15 protein-coding genes are annotated in these 21709 nt (G+C 53.6%); 7 read left to right on the top strand and 8 right to left on the bottom strand.

Features of this window, described 5'->3' with window-relative positions; all coding sequences use genetic code 11:
• Positions 1-4: 4 nt before the first annotated feature.
• On the bottom strand, positions 5-1294 hold the full coding sequence (locus tag AC1EJ1_RS07640) for a nucleotide sugar dehydrogenase (protein WP_480295640.1): 1290 nt from the start codon (positions 1292-1294) through the stop codon (positions 5-7).
• 98 nt (positions 1295-1392) lie between these two features.
• On the opposite strand from AC1EJ1_RS07640, the gene wecB reads away from it, so the two are divergent.
• From wecB to AC1EJ1_RS07625, 3 genes are read left to right on the top strand one after another with little or no spacing between them, the layout of a single operon-like run.
• Entirely contained in the window at positions 1393-2490 is a 1098-nt protein-coding gene (gene wecB / locus AC1EJ1_RS07635; RefSeq protein WP_480295639.1) for a non-hydrolyzing UDP-N-acetylglucosamine 2-epimerase, read from the top strand.
• Positions 2487-3641: a glycosyltransferase family 4 protein gene (locus AC1EJ1_RS07630; protein WP_480295638.1), complete on the top strand. Its 1155-nt coding sequence runs from the start codon at positions 2487-2489 to the stop codon at positions 3639-3641. Before wecB ends, AC1EJ1_RS07630 begins: the two co-directional genes overlap by 4 nt.
• A gap of 30 nt (positions 3642-3671) precedes the next feature.
• Positions 3672-4847 carry a glycosyltransferase family protein gene (locus AC1EJ1_RS07625; RefSeq protein WP_480295637.1) on the top strand — a complete coding sequence of 392 codons (1176 nt, stop codon included), beginning with the start codon at positions 3672-3674 and terminating at the stop codon, positions 4845-4847.
• Between the two features lie 25 nt (positions 4848-4872).
• On the opposite strand, the gene AC1EJ1_RS07620 is transcribed toward AC1EJ1_RS07625, so the two are convergent.
• Complete coding sequence (locus tag AC1EJ1_RS07620; protein ID WP_480295636.1) at positions 4873-6132, bottom strand: hypothetical protein; 1260 nt, start codon at positions 6130-6132, stop codon at positions 4873-4875.
• Positions 6129-7205 (bottom strand): glycosyltransferase family protein, encoded by a 1077-nt coding sequence (locus tag AC1EJ1_RS07615; RefSeq protein ID WP_480295635.1) that lies wholly within the window; start codon positions 7203-7205, stop codon positions 6129-6131. The genes AC1EJ1_RS07620 and AC1EJ1_RS07615 overlap by 4 nt, the downstream gene beginning before the upstream one ends.
• 183 nt (positions 7206-7388) lie before the next feature.
• Between AC1EJ1_RS07615 and AC1EJ1_RS07610 the strand changes: the two genes are divergently transcribed.
• Positions 7389-8522: a glycosyltransferase gene (locus AC1EJ1_RS07610; protein ID WP_480295634.1), complete on the top strand. Its 1134-nt coding sequence runs from the start codon at positions 7389-7391 to the stop codon at positions 8520-8522.
• Between the two features lie 2 nt (positions 8523-8524).
• Here the strand turns inward: AC1EJ1_RS07610 and AC1EJ1_RS07605 are convergent, their stop codons facing one another.
• Both AC1EJ1_RS07605 and AC1EJ1_RS07600 read right to left on the bottom strand, forming a co-directional pair.
• Positions 8525-9847: a lipopolysaccharide biosynthesis protein gene (locus AC1EJ1_RS07605; RefSeq protein WP_480295633.1), complete on the bottom strand. Its 1323-nt coding sequence runs from the start codon at positions 9845-9847 to the stop codon at positions 8525-8527.
• A 56-nt stretch (positions 9848-9903) separates the two neighbouring features.
• Positions 9904-11376: a hypothetical protein gene (locus AC1EJ1_RS07600; protein WP_480295632.1), complete on the bottom strand. Its 1473-nt coding sequence runs from the start codon at positions 11374-11376 to the stop codon at positions 9904-9906.
• A 179-nt stretch (positions 11377-11555) separates the two neighbouring features.
• On the opposite strand from AC1EJ1_RS07600, the gene AC1EJ1_RS07595 reads away from it, so the two are divergent.
• Complete coding sequence (locus AC1EJ1_RS07595) at positions 11556-13151, top strand: asparagine synthase-related protein (RefSeq protein ID WP_480295631.1); 1596 nt, start codon at positions 11556-11558, stop codon at positions 13149-13151.
• A 36-nt stretch (positions 13152-13187) separates the two neighbouring features.
• A complete protein-coding gene (locus tag AC1EJ1_RS07590) occupies positions 13188-14273 on the top strand; it encodes an acyltransferase family protein (protein WP_480295630.1) in 1086 nt (361 codons plus the stop codon).
• A 44-nt stretch (positions 14274-14317) separates the two neighbouring features.
• On the opposite strand, the gene AC1EJ1_RS07585 is transcribed toward AC1EJ1_RS07590, so the two are convergent.
• Entirely contained in the window at positions 14318-15559 is a 1242-nt protein-coding gene (locus AC1EJ1_RS07585; RefSeq protein ID WP_480295629.1) for a hypothetical protein, read from the bottom strand.
• 140 nt (positions 15560-15699) lie between these two features.
• Complete coding sequence (locus AC1EJ1_RS07580; RefSeq protein WP_480295628.1) at positions 15700-18255, bottom strand: FG-GAP-like repeat-containing protein; 2556 nt, start codon at positions 18253-18255, stop codon at positions 15700-15702.
• A gap of 400 nt (positions 18256-18655) precedes the next feature.
• On the opposite strand from AC1EJ1_RS07580, the gene AC1EJ1_RS07575 reads away from it, so the two are divergent.
• A complete protein-coding gene (locus AC1EJ1_RS07575; protein WP_480295627.1) occupies positions 18656-20590 on the top strand; it encodes an acyltransferase family protein in 1935 nt (644 codons plus the stop codon).
• 83 nt (positions 20591-20673) lie between these two features.
• Here AC1EJ1_RS07575 and AC1EJ1_RS07570 read toward each other — a convergent pair whose 3' ends face one another.
• The gene (locus tag AC1EJ1_RS07570) at positions 20674-21705 is read right to left on the bottom strand and encodes a Gfo/Idh/MocA family protein (protein ID WP_058237054.1); all 1032 of its coding nucleotides are present in this window, start codon (positions 21703-21705) and stop codon (positions 20674-20676) included.
• Positions 21706-21709 lie beyond the last annotated feature (4 nt).

The raw sequence follows: 21709 nt of genomic DNA, 5'->3' as shown, positions 1-21709 counted from the left end.
GGCCTCATTCACCGATTACCATGCGTGGGGTTCCTGCCCATGTGGCAGGATCGGTCACCCGGCGGCCGTCGAACAGGAGGCGAATGCCGGGCAAGTCCTGAGCAGTCATGTCCTTGTACTCAGGATGGTCCGCCTGGATAATCGCAGCGTCGACCGGCTCACCTAGGTGGTAGGCGTCCCATCCGAAGTGCCCAAGTTCTTCGTCGGAAAACATAGGGTCATGGACCAGCACCTCAGCACCACGCTCACGCAGGGCGTCAACTGTGGCAAATACACCGGAAAATGCTGTCTCCTTGACTTTGCCGCGGTACGAGGCTCCCAACACGACAACTTTCAGATCTTTAAGGTCTCCGAGGACGCCCTCAACTCGCGAGACCACGTATTCAGGCATGCCCGCGTTGAACTGGCGAGCTGTGCGCACCACTGACGCGTCGGGGTCAGTGGACAGGTACAGGCGCGGGTAGACGGGAATGCAATGCCCGCCAACAGCGATTCCGGGCTGGTGGATGTGGCTGTATGGCTGTGAGTTGCATGCGTCGATGACACGCTTGACATCGATGTTGGCCTTGTCGGCGTATACGGCGAACTGGTTGGCAAGCCCGATGTTCACGTCACGGTAGGTCGTTTCTGCAAGTTTCGCCATTTCTGCAGCTTCGGCGCTGCCCATGTCCCACACACCGTTGGGGCGAGGCAGGTCGTCACGCTCATCGAAGTCGAGGACGGAGCGGTAGAACTCCATGCCTTTGTCAGTGCCTTCCTGGCTCAGACCACCTACCAGCTTCGGGTAGCGTCGCAGGTCGGAGAACACGCGGCCGGTCAGTACACGCTCAGGTGAAAAGACGAGGTGGAAGTCCTCCCCTTCTTTCAGGCCGGAGATCTCCTCGATCATCGGCTTCCAGCGTCCGCGGGTGGTGCCCACCGGCAAAGTCGTTTCATAAGATATCAGTGTGTCTTTGGTCAGGTGCTCGGCCAGCGAGCGTGTGGCCTGATCCATCCATCCGAAATCAGGTGCCCACGTCTCATCGTTGACAAACAGTGGAACAACTATGACGATTGCCTCCGCTTCTGGGATTGCTTCACCGTAGTCCGTGGTGGCGCGAAGTTTTCCAGCCGGCACAAGTTCGGCGAGTTTTTCAGCCAGGTGAGCCTCCCCCGGGAATGGTTCGCGTCCCTCGTTGACGGTTGCAACCGTTTTGTCATTGACATCAACGCCGATGACGTCGTGCCCTTTGCTTGCAAACTGGACGGCGAGCGGCAGCCCGATCTTTCCCATAGCCACAACTGCAATACGCATGAAAACTTCTTTCCATCTGTCAGCGATAACGCACACATTCTAACCGCTTCCACACGATCATCCCAGCATCTCAACGTCTCCACTGATAAAGTGCCCACATGCGCGTTGTTTCAGTTGTCGGGGCACGTCCCCAATTCGTCAAGTTGGCGCCGATTGCCCACGCTTTTGATAAAGCTGGGATCGATCACGTGATCGTCCACACGGGGCAGCACTATGACCCTATGCTTTCAGATGTCTTTTTCGAGGACCTCGGTATTCCCGCGCCTGACGTTCACCTGGGCGTGGGATCAGCTTCTCAAGGCGTGCAGACAGGGAAGATGCTGGCCGCCCTCGATGATGTCTTTACCGGCCAGGATCCTGACTGGGTTCTTGTGTATGGAGACACAAATTCCACGTTAGCCGGGGCTTTGAGCGCAGTGAAGCTCCATATTCCAGTCGCGCATCTGGAGGCGGGGCTCCGCTCCTTCAACCGCGCGATGCCCGAAGAAATTAACCGCGTCATGACCGATCATGCCGCAGATCTGTTGCTGACGCCCACTGATGAAGGTGCCCGCCACCTTGCCGATGAAGGTTTGAAAGAGCGCACCGTCATTGTCGGAGACGTGATGACTGATGTCCTGCTCCAGATCCGCGACCAGGTGAAAGATCTGCCCTCCCCTGTCATGAACGAGCTTGGGCTAGCTGAAGGATCCTACTCGCTGGCCACGATTCACCGGGCAGAAAACACCAATGATCGCGACCGTCTGCTGTCAGTGCTCGATTCCCTAGGACACGTGGATCATCCCGTTGTGCTGCTTGCCCACCCCCGCCTTGTTGCCAAGTGCAAGGAGCATGGCATCGAGTTGTCGAATGATCATCGGCGCGGGAACCTACTCGTTCATCCCCCGCTGGCATATCCAGACCTCATTGCCTCAGCGCTTCATGCACGTGGTGTGATCACTGATTCGGGTGGACTGCAAAAGGAAGCGTTCCTGCTGCGCGTTCCCTGCACGACTGTGCGTCCCCAGACCGAGTGGGTGGAAACCGTACATCTTGGCTGGAACAAGTTGGTGGAGCCTGGTTCGGATCTGGCGGCGGCTGCCTCACGTTCTTATCCGGCCGAACCTGCTGAAGCTCTTGCCCATCCATATGGTGATGGGCACGCTGCCGAGCGCGTGGCAGAAGTACTGTCGAACTGGGCAGGGCGCGTCAGGTGAGTCGCGTCGTTCTTGCCACCCGGGTCTTCGCCCCCGAGCCTGCGGCGGCCGCCCTTCGTCTGCGCGGGCTTGCGCATGCGCTCGCGATGGATGGGCACGACGTCACCGTCTTGACCTCACGTTTTGGTTCCCTTCGCGGTTCGGTAACTGACGAAGGCGTCCTGATCAAACGCTTCCCTGTTCTGCGGGATTCTGCTGGCGCCGTGCGTGGCTATGCGCAGTACATGTCCTTTGACATTCCCCTGTTCTTCCGTCTTCTGACATGCCGCAGACCCGATGCTGTTGTGGTTGAGCCTCCTCCTACGACCGGGTCCGTCGCGCGTATCGCATGCAGTCTCCGGAGAATTCCCTACGTTTATTACGCGTGCGACATTTTGTCTGACGCTGCCGAAGCCGAACATATGAAGCCTCTGGTTGTCAGGGTCCTGCGCAGTATTGAGCGTTTTGCTCTCACAGGTGCAGAACATGTTATCGCTGTGTCTGAGGGGGTTGCTCAGCGCGCTCAGGAGCTGGGGGCAGCCAATGTGAGCGTAGTGCCCAACGGTGTTCAAACACAGGAGTTACTTGACCGTACTCCCCTGCCCGACGGTTTTCCACGCGCTGGCGGCCCGGTTTACCTTTACGCAGGTACTGCCTCTTCACTGCAGTCTCCTGACGCCTTTATCAGGGCTTTTCCGCGCGTCAAAACCGTGTTTCCAAAGGCTGTTTTGGTCTTTCTTGGACAGGGAAACGCATGGGATGACCTGGTTGAACTGGGTCGAGCAGCATCCACGGACATTGTTTTCCATGAGCCTGTTCCTCCTGATCAGGCTCAGCGCTGGTACGCCAGCGCCGATGTTTCACTCGCATCGATTCGCCCCGGCGGTTACGACTACGCGTATCCCACCAAGATCCTTGTCTCCCTTGCTCAGGGAACACCCGTTGTCTATATCGGGCAGGGACCTCCTGCCAACGACATTCGCAATTCCGGTTTAGGGCGTACCGCAGGCTTCAGCCCGGACGAGGTAGCTGATGCAATGATTCAGGCAGGAAATATGGCGCTGCACCGCGGCACAGACGAACGCCAGCGGCTGCGCCAGTGGGTCGTCTCGCATCGTTCGCTGCCAGCGACATCCAGGCGCGCGGCACAGGTCGTTGCGCAAGCCTTTTAGGTTCACGGTATTTAGACAGAGCACCATGCCTTGTCAAAGGCAGAAAGAAGCGAGCACATGAGTCAGAAACCACGTATTTTGTGTCTTTCGTTTTCTCCTCTGGCACGCGACGCACGCGTACTTCGCCAGCTGAGCGTACTTCAGGAATTCGGCGACGTCACAACCGTTGGATACGGGCCGACAACCCCGTATTCAACCGAGCACCTTGAGGTTCCTCAATCTGCTGCCTCTTTGCCTCAGACACCATCCGGTGTCGCCAAGCTTGCGCTTCACCGTCACTCTTCGGTCGACCTGGATGCTCCGGCCACGAAGGAAGCGTTGCGTCTTCTGGAAGGACATTCATTTGATGTTGTCGTGGCCAACGATGCACGGGCACTGCCTGCCGCACTGACAGCGGCTCACGGCGCGCCGGTGTGGGCAGACTTGCATGAATGGGCACCGGAGGAACGCACTCAGATTCTCTCGTGGCGCCTGCTCGTCGCTCCCTGGATTGATCACATCTGCCGCACATGGCTTCCACAGGTGAGCGCAGCGACAACTGTCGGGGGGAGAATTGCCTCGCTGTACGAGCAGCACTATGGTATCCGGCCTCGTCTCATGCGGAATGCGGCACCTTGGGTCGATCTTTCCCCTAGCCCGGTTAACGACTCCGGTCCTATCAGACTGGTTCACTCAGGCGGCGCAGTTGCAGGCCGCGCGCTGGACACTGCAATCGACGCTGTTATTGAAGCCGGTGACAAATTCACGCTTGACCTGTATTTGGTGCCAGCGAATGATCAAGGTAAGTATTTACGGGAACTACAAGCCAAAGCCAGTGGATGCGATCGAATTACCTTTCATGACCCTGTTTCCCCTTCTGATTTGCCTTTTGTCTTGAACCAGTTCGATGTTGGTGTCTACTGGATCAAACCGATTACAACGAATGCCCGCCTAGCTTTGCCAAACAAATTCTTCGACTTCATTCAGGCGCGGCTTGCCTTGGCCGTCGGCCCTTCTGTAGAAATGACGGACGTAGTCAATAAATACGGTTTAGGAGTGTTATCTGGCGGCTTCGATATTCCGCAAATCGTAGAGTCTTTGCATTCACTTGATTCGCAGCAGATACAAGCATTCAAACAGGCTAGCCACAAAGCTTCACATGCCTTGAGCTTTGAGAATGAAGCTGCGGTTGCTCGGACTATTATGGAAGAACTATTGGGCTCCTAGCTATCGGAGTCCCGAAGGAAAAGCTTTAGGCGGATATCCAATTTTCATATAGCGCACGCGCGCTCAGTTCACCATCGTGGACAAGCGCAAGATAGCGCTTATTTTCTTCGAGGATTGATTCACGCCTGTGCTTATCGCGAGCAAGAGTTGCAATGGTTTCTTCCAACGTGTCCGCTTGCGCCTCGACAATGGGGCATTTGATTCCGGTAGTTTTCTCGATATATGTGCGAAAGCGGGTATCAATATGCGCTATCGGAATGCATCCCGCTCCGATCGCTTCGAGCGACGTTGTTCCATAAATACCCATCGTGATTTGTTCAACCAGAAGATCTGCATTTCCCAAGGCTACGGGCATCTCATTCCGAGGCACTGATTCGAGAAATCTACTCTCCACGATTCCTTTCGCATCAAGGCGCTCGAGCACGGGAACTATTTGTTCAGAGCCCTTCAACCAAGAGCGACTTGGAATATGTGCTACCTGCAGGAGGCTTCGTCTTTCGCTCGACGTTTTGTCTCCCATTCCGCTACTCTTTGATCCCCACTCGTCAGGGTTAATCGCGAGTGGGCACCAATGAGCCTGCGGAACATCGTCAAGCAGATCTGGCGTCGAAACGAAAACTGGTACTCCTAAACGCTCGATCAGCTGCCGGTTACGATCTGAACGTCGTTGGAGTAGTTGCGTCTTAGGGTCGTTTTCATCGAAAGGAGAGGAGTGGATTCGCCGCGCATGCGCGCGAGGATTTCGCGTATCAGAACCATGGGACAACACGGCGACAGAAACTCCCCGCGACTGTAAAGCTCGCACTTCTTTTTCAACGCTGAAGTTAAATAGTGGCCCGAAAAGAGGCTCCTCCGCCTCGACCAGCACATGCGTAAACTGTGAGACCTGTTCGAAATACTTGCGTGCCCAATCCTTTGAGAGCGTGAAAACGCCGTAGGGAATAACTCGATCGGATCGGAATGGTAACGCTCCAGGAAAGTCAACCATCACATTTTGTGCATTTATGTTCGGATAAGAACGTTCTAGAGCATGTGCCCACTGCCACGCCTGTTCCGCAAAGTTTACGGGCGCAATCAGTACTCGAATAGGCGCGTCGGGAATCGCAAGCGGGGAGGGAAGCGGGTAGGGCTTGTATCCTTGAGCTCTGCGAATTACCGGATATAGAGGGCTACCCGGCCCTGCAAGCTTCATGACAGTGTCAGCCACAGGCGCAGGTAGGGAAAATGCGGCGTCGTGGAGAAAATCAAGCACGCGGGCACGAAATGATTGATTCATCTTTGTCACTTGCTTTCTGTCAAGACTTCGGCAACAGAGCGAGCACGGTCTCTCCACGTATTAGTCTGAGCCGCTATGCGAGCATTCCTCGCTTTCTGCTTAACGTCCTCAGGGTGAGCTTTCAAGAAAGTCAAGATCTGGGCAATATCAGCAATTCCGTAATTGACCTGCCAGCCTGCATCCAGTTTGTTGACGATCCGTGCGGCCTCGGTTCCAGCTGTCACGAGAACTGGTCGCCCTCGCGAAATATACTCGAACAGTTTCGCCGGCGCAGCAAACTTCCGGTAGTCACTCGGCTCAACAGCAAGAATGCCGATGTGAGTATCCGCATACAGCGGATCAAGTTCACTTGAATTCAAGTGATGCACATGAATCTGGTCGCTGCCCAATGAAGAGTCCTGAGCAAGGGCTGCCTTCCATTGTTCAGGCCTCGTCACTAGCTCCAGTTCAATACTTGGTTCTTGTTTAAGGGCTGCGAAGAGCGCATCAAGACGATAATGCCCGCCGAGCCCACCGACATAAAACAATCTCAGCGGACCTGTTGGAAGCGGCATTGTGCGTCCACTATCCCCTGCGGGTGGAAGAGCAGAAAACGTTGCGTCGTTCGGCAGGTTGAGATAGGTTGCCATGCCTTCAGAGGGCAGGAAAAAATGCACATTATTGCGGAGGTATCCACGCATATCGAGTCGGTGAAAAAAAGGCGACAGCTTGCCAATGACAGTTTTTGCTGGGGCATGTGCAAATTTCCAGTAGATATCCCGGTAGAAAACACCCGATGGGATGCCGTGCCTGCGCACAAGACTCAAGATCGCATTATCAAGCATCGGCGCAAATCCTGACTTCACGCTCGTAGCGAATACATTGGGTTGCGTGGAGTTCTCGCTGTAGAGAAACTCCGGCTTCATCCCCTGCTGAAGCTCCCGTCTTAACGCAGCCAGCTTCCTGCGCCTTTCGAGCGTCGTCCCTGACATGTCAATCACGTGGTAGCCGATTTCCGCGAAAGCCTGCCGCATCCGCAGGGGACGCAGACGCGAGGCTGCAGTGGGATTTTGCTCCATCGGATAGGGCGCATGAAAAATCATCGTCGGTGTGGAATGCACTTTGAGCCTCGCATCATCAGGAATTGGATGACACTATCCTACAGGGCGCCAGGATAGCTCGAAATCCTCTATGCTCAAAAGATGACAGGGTCCTCAGTCAGCTCGTTATCGTTTTCACCTCATGTGCTCCTTCTCCCATCGTGGTATCCGAGTGCCAGTTCTCCTTTGAATGGAACTTTCTTCCGCGAACAGGCCCAGATGCTGAAAAAAGCCGGCTTCACAGTTGGTGTCATCGCACTCACGTCCCAGCAACCCTGGAAAGCGGCCGAGCCACTCAATTTCACTATCGAGGAGGGGATTGGCGTTGTCCGCGGTTCCGTCAGAAATATCCCCTCAGAAAAGCTGCCCGGTGAATTCTCCGTGATTGCACTTCAAGCGAAAAAGGCTTTTCAACTGTATGAGGCCCATTGCGGTAGACCAGCAATCGCGCACGCCCATTCAGTTTACCCAGGAATTTATCTCGCTGCTGCTGCGTCAAGACGTTGGTGTATTCCTTATTGCCTCACCGAGCACCGACCTTCGTCAATAAAACGAGCACATAACTCACCGCGTACCCGCGAAATTATGCGCCTTGTCAGAGCAGCCCAGGGACGCGCCACCGTGTCTCCACTCTTTGCAAAAAAGCTTGAATCGTATTATTCCACATCTCCTTGGACAGTCATCACTTTGCCTGTTCCTAATGACGCCCAGAGCGTTTCCATACCTTCCTATGTCTCCGGAAGTGATTTTATTTTCAGCCACGTCTCACATCTTGGCGACAACAAACGTCCAAAACTCACTATCCGAGCTTTCGCCCGGCTACGCAACACCATTCCGCATACACGGCTTGTAGTAATAGGAGGAGGAGTATCAGGAGAAATAGCTCGCCTCAAAGCGTATTGCACAGATCTCGGCGTCGCGGATGCGGTTGACTTCCTCGGCTCTCGGCCCAGAAATGAAATCTTCAATCTGCTGTCACACACACATGCGTTTGTGCTTGCGAGCGCTGTCGAATCAGCCGGCGCAGTGTTCGCAGAGGCGCAGATGGTAGGCCTGCCCTGCATCGGAACCCGAACGTGGGGAGGACAATACATGATAGGGCCTTCGGAAGGCGTAACCGTTTCGATAGACGATGAAAGCGAGCTTGCACAAGCAATGCAGTTTGTCGCCTGTGATGCCCTCTACGGCAATCCACGCATTTTTGAGCCAGAACGAATCCGCAAACGGGCACGCGAGCGATTCAGCGAAACGACGTTTGCCACTTCATCAGGCAAATTCTACCGTGACAGTCTCGACTGCTTCTGCAGGCATATGTCTTAGACCTACGAGATAGAAGATTCAGAAGCAGGCGGCTTCCTGTCAAAATCCACGGCGCATTTCCACGCTAGCAACAGCATCACACCCAGCATTAGTGCCATAAGCCCGCCAAGAGCAAATACGGTCGGGAGCAAAGTCAGCGGCGAGAACCACAACCACAATAAAGGAACAACACAGTACAAAACAGCAAAAATCAGCATTCGCCGTTGATTTCCGGTAACGACAAATATGTTCGATATGGGAGAAGTCAGGACCGTCATATACAGCCATGGTGTAAGTGCTTGAGCAAAATAGCCAGCCTGATCCCACTGGGCGCCAAAAACGAATGGAAATAGCCATGGTGCCAGAACGAATAGCAAAGCAAATGGCCCAATTGCAGCAAACGCTGCTCGAATCAAAGTAAAACGTACAAGACCTGACATCTTCCCATGCTCAACAACTGCAAGCTTCTTGAGAAATACCTGCGAAACTGAGCCTGCGATAAGTCCAACGGGAACTTGCATAATGGCCCACGCTAGTTGAAATTGGCCAAGAGCGGCGACGGCCACTGAACCAATCAACAAATTAATCCCCATATTGCGAACCGAGTCTACAAGTACGTTTGGACCGTTTAACAAGGGCATCTTTCTATAGCGCCTCATTAGCGAAAGCATCGAAGGCGCATTATCCGGTATGGGTCCACGGAGCTCTGGAGTGCGGATCTTTATTGCGACAAACCCGACCAACTGACCCATGATCGTTCCCGTTATAAGACCGACCAGACCTCCCTTCCACAACAGTCCCATTATAAGTTGAAAGAAGACGATACTTGTCGACTGAAGAACCTGGTTGGAAGCAAGAGCTCCGAATCTCTCTTTTCGCGTCAACCAGTACTGAATATTCGTTATCTCTGCCACCAAGAAGACAGTCAAACCGGAAATCATTAGCCATTTCGATAATTCCTGGGATTGATGATAACTATCTTCAAGAAACTTCGAAAATATAATACAAAATAGTGAAGTCAAAAAAGAGGAGACCACTATCGAACGAGTTGCAATCTTTTTCAAAACACGAGCAACAGTATCTGATTTGGGCAACATCTGGGTAACATCAAATCTCAACGCTGCTACGGCGATAACGAAGGAGGTAATGGTTCCATATATTCCGAAAAGCCCTTTTTCGTAGTCAGTATAAATTCGATTGATAAAAATTTGAAATATAAAAATGACGATCTGGGAGATCATGGTTCCCGTCATCAGAGTCAAGATCGCAGATACCACTGGACTACGATTCTTCTCGCGCAGCAGCTTTTCATGTAGTCGATGCCAGATCCCCCGCAATTCTTTCACCTCCTCAGATAGAAGATTCTCTCGTTTTCACCGGCATTTCACCGTCCTAAGTTCTTCTAACGTGAGTGTCTTGAAACGTACCAACCGTACCCATAACAACTGAGATAGAATATTGGCCAATTGAGCCTCACTATTCTCTTGATATTAGACTCGGGTGTGAAGCCGAAAGAAAGAAGCTTCGGGTCTAGCTGCTGGAAGAGCGATTTATGGAGCTCCTTGCGGACGCGTTGTTTTCGCGGGACCTTGATCCATTCCAAGATAAGTTCTCGACAGTTTGACAGTGTAAGCATGTTCACACCACACATGCCATAGGTAATATCACTTTGAGTACCCCATCTACAGCAGTCCTGTTCCCAGGCTAAAACATCAAACACATCATTTCCACAATTTTGCCTCACGTCCCTAAGATAGAGTCCGAGTATCTGCAAGGCTGGTTTGCCGCTATTGTAAATACGGGAACGAACAAAGGATGGCGAAGCGAGTCTATCGGGAACGTTATTACCCGTAACACTTTTACCTATTTGGTCGATTATATTCCCGTTGAGAATCGCTCTATTACCGAATGTTTTTCTAATGGTAAGCGCTAGATTAAGCGAATAATCAGTTGCATCTCTACCGACAATTCTTTTATAATGGCTCTTTTCAGATTCCTCCATACGGGAGTCCATAACTATAGAGTGCGGCACGCCATAATATTCAGATATCACATGAGAAATCTTCAAATCCGGCGTTTCATCCGTGAATGAAGGATGCCGGAAGGTGAATGTTGCCGGGTTATCACCCAGTTCCTTCATAAAGGCAAAATTAATCCTACTGTCATATCCAGCAGTTAACGGACACAGCAAGTCATAATACTTATTATATTCTCGATATATATTCTTCATAAGAAGAAGCGTTTTCACTACGACCTCATCGAGAGCTGTCCGTCTGACCAGACCCGGGGTCCTCCACACACGTTCGGCATATTGTTGACGAACATAAAGTATATGATTCGGGAGAAGAATTCTGACATGGTCAAAGCTGGTCACATTGTTCGGAAGGGGCTGACCATCAGGAGCATTCGTTGTAATCTTGACCATCTGAGAATCCGAACGGTTGCTCACATAAGCACCTACCAGATTCTCTGACACACCACAGGCCACCACGGGATCCTCGTGAGTATAGAAGACGGACATACTGCATGTCGCGTCCCCCCAGACTACCTCTACGCCATCAACACTTAAGTAGACGACGTATTTGCCTGCGAGACGGTTACACAGCTCATATGCGTACTTGATTCCCGACTCGGCTGCAGCCTCGAGAATCATCTGCGGTATTTCGTCACGGGATCGCTCACCATGCGCATCAACACAAAAACCAATAACAACAGCCTGTGAGGACCCTTCCGCATTTGTGAATTCTCTGCTCTCAGTCTTCTCGGTTGTATTGAGAAATAGAGAACCAGCGAGCTCTTCCGACTGGGCAAAAGCTTCATCAGGCTCCTGGGTAATTGAGTAAGCAAAAACTGCGTCGCCTGGTATCTCCAGCATGAACTGTCCTCCTGCATATCTCACTGGCAAGTCCGCGAGTCTAGCAAGACAATACTCTATATTGTCTAACCAGTTTAGGTCCCGTCACACAGAACTGAAGCAGTACTTGTGGTTCTCTTCTGTATGATGTTGACTGCGATTCCTGCTCTTCCACATTCGCTCGTCGAAGGGAGCGTTTAATGAAGTTTTTCGATCTCAAACTGACATCCCCCCGGTGGGTCACAGACTCTTCAGGCAGGCTCCACGTCTGGTCAATGTCCAGCGATACGCAGCTCATCATGCAGATGTTATCCAGTGGCGTAAATGAAGACATTTTGGCGAAACTTCCTGGCCACTGGACCATCGTCGATGAGCGAGAGGAAAACCCGATTATAGCCAGTGACCGGATTCGTTCCCATCCGCTTGCCTATGCATTTGTTAACGGAACGTGGTTAGTTACCGACGACTTCGAGGCTACTCGCACATTGAAATCACTCGAGCGGAATGACCAACAGGCTCGGATATTTGAGAGTACAGGCTTTTGTATCGGCCCTTACACTCTCGCAGAAAGCATTTGTTCAACTGAGGCCGCCCACTACGTCATCCTTAAGAAAGATGGGGAGAAAGAGTCTCGCCTTTACACGCGATATACCTTCTCTCCAGACAGTGTTACCGATGCTGAAGAATTTAGTGACTTATTCAAGCATGCGCTCGATAGCAGCATAGGGCGCCTCCTCGACGTCGTCGGGGAAAGGCAACTTGTCCTTCCTCTATCCGGAGGGCTCGACTCACGGCTTCTCGCATCCTACCTACGGTTGAAACATGTCGAAAATGTGATCGCATTTACGTACGGAAAAGATGACAGCGACGAAGTCAACATCTCGCATCTGGTTGCAAATGAATTAGGAATTGACTGGTTTGTGGTCCCCCTTGATACTTCAAAAGTCCACAAAGCTGTGACAGGATCTGATTTCGAGCACTTTCTCAGAAAAACCTGGAAAGGAACATCACTCCCACACATTCAAGATTGGTATCCACTTAGTGTTATTAAAGAAAACAAGCTCGTCGAGGACGATGCTGTTTTCCTGCCTGGCCATACGATTGTCGGCAATATGCACGACGAAAATCTTTGCGAAAAAGGGCATTCGTACAAAGAGATCTTGGCCGCAATAACTAAACACCACGCTAATCTTCAAGGCTGCTATCATGCCATTGGCCGCGATCCGGTTTGGCAAGCAGAACTTCAACGAGCAGCTTTAGAAATTGGTTCCAGAAATAATCCCCGAGCGACACAAGAGCTTATCGAATGGTTCAACCTCAGGGAAAGACAGGCTAAATATATCAATAATTCAATGTCGACGTACGAGTTCTTTGGCTATTCGTGGGCACTGCCGATGCTGGACCATGAATTTTGGATGCTATGGCTAAAGGGCGGATCGCACCTGACTCTTACCCGCGAATGGTATTCAAGATTTACCTCCCATCTTTATCAGGAAGCAACCGGCCGTGACGCACGGCTATTTCATCAGGCACCCATCCGACTGACACCCGCCATAAAGCGTCCCCTACAAGCCGTAGCAAAAGCTACGCGTGCCGACAACTTTATTGCCAAGTATCGTTCAGTCCGCATTATGATGAACCATCCTATGGCTTTCGAAGCTTATTCAAGTCTTTCACGCCTACAGCAGCTCCGCGCATATCTGTGCGGGAAAAAGCAAGTCGGGCTATGGGCAAAGGAATTCGTGGAAAAAGGGTGGTGTGGGCATGAGAATCTACTTCCGCCAGCCGACCAATAGATCTCGCTTCCTATTCTCAGTCATAAGAAATTGCCGATGCATAAACGCCTTGATTCCCTGACCGGCTTACGATGGTGGGCAGCATTTGGCGTCTTCGCATACCATATGGCGAATCTGGCACCCCTTCGGCATCAGTCGCTCCTGAACGTGGGATATACGGGTGTTTCATTTTTCTTCGTTCTTTCCGGTTTCGTCCTCACTTGGTCAGCCGCGCCGTCAACGGGCATTCGACAATTCTGGTGGAGAAGATTCGCCAGGATATGGCCGGCCCATCTCGTGGCATTGATACCCTGTCTTTTCGTTTTCTATTCTTTTTCCACACCGCCTGATGATCAGTCCTGGGTCAAGCAGTTCTCACTTCCAGTCATTGCACTGTCAATCATCTTGCTCCAGGGATTTTCCACCCAACCTGCGGTACTGTTTTCAGGAAATCCCGCGGCTTGGACTCTTTCGTGTGAAGCGTTTTTCTATTTCCTTCACCCTTTAGTGAATTCGCGCACGACAATGAAAAAGAAAACTGCTTTCGCCCTCCTCACGTGCGCCATTGGAGTAGGTATTGTCATGTGCCTGCTTCGTGCGTCGGAACTCGTCATTTCCCCTCCGCTGGAGAGAGTCTGGGAGTTCTTCCTCGGAATGGCGCTCGCGCACCTATTGCGCGCTGGTGTACGCTTTCAGCTTCCCCCGTGGTCTGCCTACATCATGATTGCTGGCGTCATTGCTTTCTATTGGCTCCTGAATTCCCGATACCACGACCATCCAAGCTTTTTCATCACGTCCCTACATACTCTCATGCCCGTCATCCTGGCACTCATCTACGCCTTGATGATTGCCATCTGCGCGTCGGCGGACATTGAGGGGCGCTATTCGCCCCTGAGGCACCGGTTCCTCGTGACAGGCGGTGAATGGTCGTATGCTTTTTACCTCGTCCACGCTACTGTCCTCTATTCCTTCAAGAGCTTCACTGGACTCATTCCGTGGGGAGTGTGGACTATCCCTGTGTGGTGCGTCGTATTCATCATCGCGCTTGCTGCGGCCGGCGGACTCCACTTATTGATCGAAAAACCTCTGGAAAGGAGGCTTCGTAGGTGGGGCGATTCTCACCTTTCACCTAAGGCATTCTGAGCCGAGGCCGTTTGAAAACGGAAGTGCTTTCAGCAACCGACCATTCAGTCAATGGGCTTTTCAAGAGCCCATTGGACTAGCGGCGCGCCCGATTCTTTTCCAAATGAAGGAATCGCTGTCATCAAATGGCCTCCGCTGAAGGGAACAGAAAATCCCTCGTTAGCGCCCAGGGCGGTAATACTATCGGTCATCAGGTCCCATCGATACATTTCAGAGCCGACATTTCCTGACCCATTGCCCCATACTGCGACTGAATCGTTCAACGATAACGCAATTCCATCGGACTTTTGATAGACCCACCCCGTGAAAGCATCCTTTTCACGATCGAAGCGCCCCAGCCAAGAACGCGCGGAGCATTGATCCTGGAAAACTATCACAATAAAGTGTTCGTCGCCCGCAAGCCACTGTACTTTGAAAAAGTCACCTGTCTGAATTTCAATATCGTGTCGGCTCGGCTTCGCCCAGTGAAGGGTGAATACGTCAGATTCTGACTCTGGTCCGTTCCCGGTCGTGTCACGAATCCATCCCACGTCTGTACCAATGACAGCGGGCAAACGCCCCTGTTCGCGCGAGATGACAGTTCCAGGATTGTTCAAAGCGACCTGGAGGATTTGTTCCTCATATGCATTGTCCTGTCCATCGGCCGGGAGCACAGCTGGTACATACGCATATGTGCCATCGAAAGCAGGTGGAACCCATCCGGAGGCGACGGGAAGACTGCTCTGACCAGTCAGCGCCCATGATGAGAGCAATTCGGTCGCCATCTTCTGACCCGTCAGCGGCGCTCCCATCACACGCCACGCCATGGACCACGCGTTGGACGGCGTCCCGTCGAAAAGCTGTTCGGTCCATATCGCGTGGCCATGTGCGATTGTCCCTGCAAGAGGAGCCGGCGTGAGCGCGGTAGGCGGTTGCTCCGGCAGCAGTTTCGTCGACACAAATGGATAAAACTTCTTGCCTTCAATGATTCCTACATGAGTCGGACTGGAATGTTCAGCACGTGGCAGTTCCTGCACAACCGCCAGAGCTTCGCCCCTTTCGCCCATGCCGATCATTTGCAGTGGAGATCCGCTGTCAATAGTCGACCCGACAGTCGTGCTTCGGAAGGGGGCGATTGCTTGCGAGGTCGTATCAATAATGACAGATTCCGTCGAGATCGGTTCGCCTAAGACAGCCAGCACTGCACGAGAAATATCAGCGGGTTCACGCGCCTGTCGTTCACACGTGCTGGGATCCCGCAGACCTCCTGCTGCGGGCAGGGATTGCGGCTCGCTTTGCTGAGCCACACCGGTATTCTCCTCAGGCGCGCCCGATTGGCCATGGTCGCTCTGGATACTCCCCGTAAAGGAACTTGTACATGCGCACAGCCCCGACATCGCAGCACACGTTAGTGCTCCAGCTACAAACTGCAGATGGGTACGGCGCATCAATACACCATTCCATGGCCGCCGCCGCCATAATTGCCGAGGAAATTCTCCGCAAAACGGTTAGCGTCAAAGTAATCAAAGTAACGCTGCGCGCTATATCCGGTAATGGCAGATCCAGGCCCTCCCGGATCAACAAACCCCACTGTCGCATTTGATTTGTGGTAGCGATACGCAACAATGATGTGCGAACTGGTCCCAGTGTGACCGTTATAGTGGGGGCCTCCATAACTCTCAATCGTGTCCACCAGAACCGGGCGTCCTGTCTGAAAACTGTCGAGAACCTTGCTTCTGAAATCCCACCCACTGGGGAATGTTGTCTGTCGGTAGGACTGAGTTCCCATCCATCGGTTCAGGCCGACAGATAACCGGTGGTGTTCCCACGATGTTCCCCCTGAGGCACCACTTCCTACTGCCGCGTAGCTTGAAGATGCGAGATTCCAAATCGATAAGCTGTGCGTCGCATAGCGAGATTGCTGGTAACCCAGGTAATTGAGAACCATGTACATCGACGTCGGCCCGCACGTTGATCCGTCAGGTTGTCCCTGCCACGAAATGGGATGCGTGAGCCACTGATCGGTTTCCTGTACCCGATGAGCATACGTCGGTTTCGGTAAGGGAATACTCCTGAAGGAGCGGTTAATTCCTCTGTAGGTGAAAGAGTACAGGTGCAGGATCCCTCGCGTGTCCACAGCAACAAGCTCCTTGGATGAATGCGAGGTATTTCCAACAAGAAGTGGCGACATACTCTGCCATCCCCACCCTATGAGTCGTGGTGGTTCGAAGCGCCCACTCTGGCTCTGCTGAAGAACGTACAGGTGACCATTGTCATCACGGGAGATGAGATCTGAACGACCCGAGCTATTCCAGTCATCTGCAGAAAAAGCATGAGAGAGCAGGTCATCGACTTTTCCGAGGTTGCGTGGCGGCAGGAACGTTCCTTGGCCATTTGTCGAATAGAGCATGAGACTTTGATCAGAGTTCAATGCGTAGATAGCCGGGTGGTGATTCGGCCCATTGCGTAGCAACCAAACTTTCGCGAAGCTGCCCCACCCCTGACCAACGTAGTACGGCGCAAGGAATCCACCGCGTGCATCGCCAGGATACAGTCGCAGCCTTCCATCTGGCATGCGGGCTAATATATCGCTGCGATTGTCCCCATTAAAGTCAATTCCTGTGTAAATGTCTCGAACTGCATTCCACCCCTGACCAATAACCCGCGGACTGCCAAAGCGAGTAGATGAGTTCATGGGATAGAAAGTCAGCTGACCATTCGAATTAACCAAAGCGAAATCTGCATGGCCATTCCCATCAAAATCGCCCATCGAATACACCCTTGACTGCGGCCAGCCCACTCCGATCATTTCGTGGGTCGACAAGCTAATGTCGTACCACACGTCGTCAGGTCCAGGAGATTCAGGTGCTGGATGCGACGGCTCCGAATCACTTGATCGACTCAAGCCTGCAACCTTCACAGAATAAAGAAGGCCGCGAGCATCGGCAATATCGATACTCCCCTCACCACCGCCCGCATAACCGTTGGACTGGGCGAAAACAGGTGCCTCGAAAGAGGTTTTCAACGAAGCGTACGACGAATAAGCCAGTCCATCGGTCGTCGCATGCATATTAACGTCACCATCTGATGACAGGCAAATAATCGATGAATGACCCGTGTCGAAAAGATCGCTCGCCGGGAATGGCGCGCAATGATGATTCGGGAAACTCCCGGGACGAGGCGCTTTCCACGTTCCTTTACCATCTGTTCCGTATACGCTCATCTGGTTATCTCTGAAAGCGAGAACTGCTGCATTGCCACCTGGACCACGCTGAATCGCAATCAACCGATCAAAAATAGCCCAACCCTGTCCAACCTGTCTGGATGCCTTGAAGGATCCTGATCCCGACCCCGGGTACAAAACAAGCGCCCCATTGGGGTGAACGCCCAGGACATCTGTGTGGCCATCACCATCAAAGTCGATGCCAGCCATCACATGCGGCAGTGTTGCCCATCCTTGGCCGACACGTTGACGTGGTTGAAAGGTTGTGGGAGAGGAACGGGGATACAACCACAGCGTTCCGTCACCCGTGACAAGAAACAGGTCGCCGCTTCCGCTGGCGTCAAAATTCCCGGCGTTGTATATGTCCCCGACAGTCCAGCCGTTGCCGATGACTTCTGTTGACTGGACGGACACGATGCCGCCGTCATGTGATCTCACAGAAGTCTGGGGCGAAAAGTCGTCAGGTGGATCTTGCGGTTGAGAGGAATCTTCTTCGCGAGCACTGGTCTCTTCTTCAAGCCCGCTGCCTTCAGGATCTTTCCACTCATCAGCTTGGCCAATATTCCCAGCCTCCTCAGGAGCGCCTTCTACCGCACCAGTATGTGCTGGATCCTCAGAAGAAGATGTCGACCTGTCTTCTTCGGTCGATGTTCCTTGGCTTCCTGCCGTCTGGTCGTCTTCCAAGTAGTCGCTATCCGTTGCGAGAGCGGCGACGGGCATACTCGCAGCCGCAAGAGAAAGGAAAACAGCGGCACTGAAATAACGAGCGATTTTTATCATTCCACCTCATATCATCAACGTGCTCATAGCATTCTAATATGCACATATTGGCGGTTCTTCAGGTCACTCAGGGCAAGTCCCCCACATAAAGGACAGCCAAATGTCACATCACTTTCGCCCTTTCCAAGCCGCATGACGATACGCTTTCTGATCTACCCCGTGATAGCTTCGATAACTGTGAATGTTGAAGCACACCCGCGTTCGGCATTGAGCCGCGAGCGCCCACAAGGCCCTTCAACGCCTCCTCATGTAGCCGCGCAGCCCATCAAAGCGTCTCCCCGTCGCTTCGATATCCAGGGTCTGCGGGCGATCTGCATGGTGCAGGTGCTTCTCTACCACGCATGGCGCATCGGCTCCCCCATCGGTGTTGACGCATTCATCATGATTTCCGCTTATCTGAATGACGTCGTCATTCGTGCGTCGTTCAGAAGCCGGACGCATGCCGTTTTTCCTGGAGCGCTGGGCCAACACATTCAAGCGGCTTCTTCCGCCCCTCGTCGTCACTGTCTTCGCCACCGTTATTGCCTCTTTCATCATTCTTCCGCGCTCACGGTGGGTCGAACAGGCCATCCAGGGATTCGCGTCAGTGACCTACTGGCAGAACTGGCGCCTGGTGTCGGTTGCCGCCGACTACTACGCCAATGACTCCGGGCTTGCCAGCCCTCTGCAGCACCTGTGGTCCATGTCAATGCAGGGCCAGGTGTTCCTGCTCTGGCCATTCCTCATGACGTTGTGTGTTCTGCTGGCACGCAGGAAGCGGCACCTGATTCGCCCTGTCGTCTGCACTGCATTCACGCTAATGACCGTTGCGTCACTGATGTGGCTCCTGACTGCGGCCCCAGATGACGCGAGCATTTATTTCGATACACGTGCACGAATCTGGGAGTTCTCCCTCGGCTCAGCAATCGCAGCCGCAGCGCCATGGCTCCGTCACCTGCGCCCCTGGGGCCGCCTGATGTCATGGGTGGGTCTGGTCGTCCTGGTGATCTACAGCCTGGTGAGCATCGGCACCTATCCAGGTCCCATGGCCGCAGTCCCCATGCTCGCGGTTTCCACAATCCTTCTCTTCCCCAGCAAATCGCCTCGCTCAGCCGCAGCATTTCTGTCCACGCGGCCGCTGCCGAATCTGGGCGACATTTCCTACGCCGTATATCTGGTTCACTGGCCCATTTTCACGCTCACGCTGGCTGCCCTCGGCCAGCACCGACTCACGGTGATCGAGGGACTGCTTGCCATCGCAGTGTCCATCGTTGTCGCAATAGTTCTGACCCGTGCAGTCGATGATCCGGCGCGCAAGGGTCGCTGGGTCAATGCACGTACCCGCAACAAGGCGATCGTGGCGTTGGCAAGCGTTCTGGCTGGAGGTGTGCCTCTGGCCGCCACGTACTGGACTCTGCATGTCAAAGCTCAGGACGACCTGATGAACCTCACGGATCTGCAGAATAACGTGGTCTCCGAAACTCACCCCGGTGCCACGATTTTCGACACGAGCAGTGAGAGCACATACTCCGCATCTGACAGCGATGCGACCACTGACGGCAACATGCAGCCGGTTGTTTTTGACGAGGATCCGCTGCCCAGCCCGTTTGCCTTGGACAAGCAGTGGGCCTCGTATTCCAATCCGTGTGACGCGGATGGACAACGCCTGTTCAACACTGACGACGGGTCGTGCCGAACCTATGCGGCAGATGACCAGCACTCCGAAGGCCACATTCTGATTGCCGGAGATTCTCACGCTGAACAGATGATTCTGACGCAGGTCAGCATGTTCCTGGACGCGGCACAATGGAATGCGACTGCCGTCCTGCAGGGCGGGTGCTCGTGGGGAATGCCGGACAGCTACGAGGGGACCTGTCAGGAACGCAACCAGAATCTGCTGGACTACATGGACATGCACGACTTCGATGCGGTGATGCTGGTCAGTACGGCCGCTTCTCCTGATTCCCATGATGAAAGCCTGGTCAGCGGTCTGGAAGACCTCGTCACCTACCTGAATGAGCGTGGGATCCCGGTGGTCGGTGTGCGCGACAATCTGCGCTCAGAGCGGAACCTCTTTGACTGCTCTGATTCCAATCCAACCGACGGGACGTACGGCGGATGCCTGTTGGAGCGCGCTGCGTATTTCCCTGACGCTGATCCGACCGACCAGCTCAGCTCCAGCCTTGACTTCATGCAGATTGACATGACGGATCAGGCTTTCTGTTTCGATCAGGTGTGCCCGACCCTCATCGGAAACATTTCCGTCTACCTTGACGACAATCACGTCACGCTCGACTATGCGAAGACAATGGCTCCCGCATTCAGCAGGAAAGTTGGTGAGATTCTGGGCGCATGAACGCCCTCGCCAATCCACATGGAATGAACGAGGGCGTCCGGCGGTCACCAAGTTAAGTGGTGACCTGACAAGTGCGTCAGTATTCAGTTATCGAAGTGCACGACCTCATTGGATGAAGCGGACTTCAGGATTGCTTCGACTACGCGCAGCGCAGCAAGGCCGTCATTCATCGTGACGTGCTCATCGCCAACGCCCCAAATGGCGTCACGGAAGTGCTCCTGCTCCACGGCGATCGGCTCACGCTTGGTCAACGCGTAGCGCGTCATGGTACCTTCGGACACTCCGCGGAATGCGGCGATCTGATCCCACTGGACAGGCATCTGGCCATTTTCGAAGAAGGTCAGATCCCCCATCACGGTGTTGGCGACCAGCGCGCCATGCTCGCCGGTGACGATCGTGGTGCGGTCCTTGTACGGAGTGAGCCAATTGACCAGGTGGTTGACCAGCACTCCGTTAGCGAATCGACCCGACACCGTGACCATGTCCTCGTGTTCACGCCCTGACCGGTATGCGGTCTGAGCGAACAGTTCGGCATAGGTGGAGCCGGCGACCCATGCGGCCAGATCCACGTCGTGAGTGGCCAGATCCTTGACAACGCCCACGTCTGAAATGCGTGCAGGGAATGGGGACTGGCGACGCGTGACGATCTGGTAGACCTGACCGAGCTGGCCGTCCTGAACGCGGCGACGCATCTCCATGATCGCCGGGTTGCAACGCTCCACGTAGCCAACAGCGCCGACAAGTCCTGCTGCGTTGAACGCGTCAGCCAGACGCTGTCCGGCCTCGACACTTGCGGCAAGCGGTTTTTCAACCAGTGTGTGAACCTCAGCTTCAGCCAGTTTGAGAGCCGCTTCCTCGTGGAAAATGGTGGGGACAGCAACAATGGCGGCGTCAATCCCGGTTTCGATCAGAGCATCAACGTCTGGAAGAACAGGCATGTCACCGGCAACGCCGAAGCGGTCACCGCTGGGATCGGCAATGCCGACCAGTTCGAACCCTTCGGTTGAGCGTGCATTGCGCACGTGGTGACGTCCCATCGAACCGATGCCGAGGACACCTACGCGAATAGGCTGTCCTTTTTCGATGCGATGCCGCTCGGGTGCTGATGATGTCATGCGA

The sequence above is a fragment of the Pauljensenia sp. C0170B4 genome, assembly GCF_056590235.1.
The sequence above is the reverse complement of the archived record's forward strand: the minus strand, read 5'-3'. Positions and strand labels throughout refer to the sequence as shown.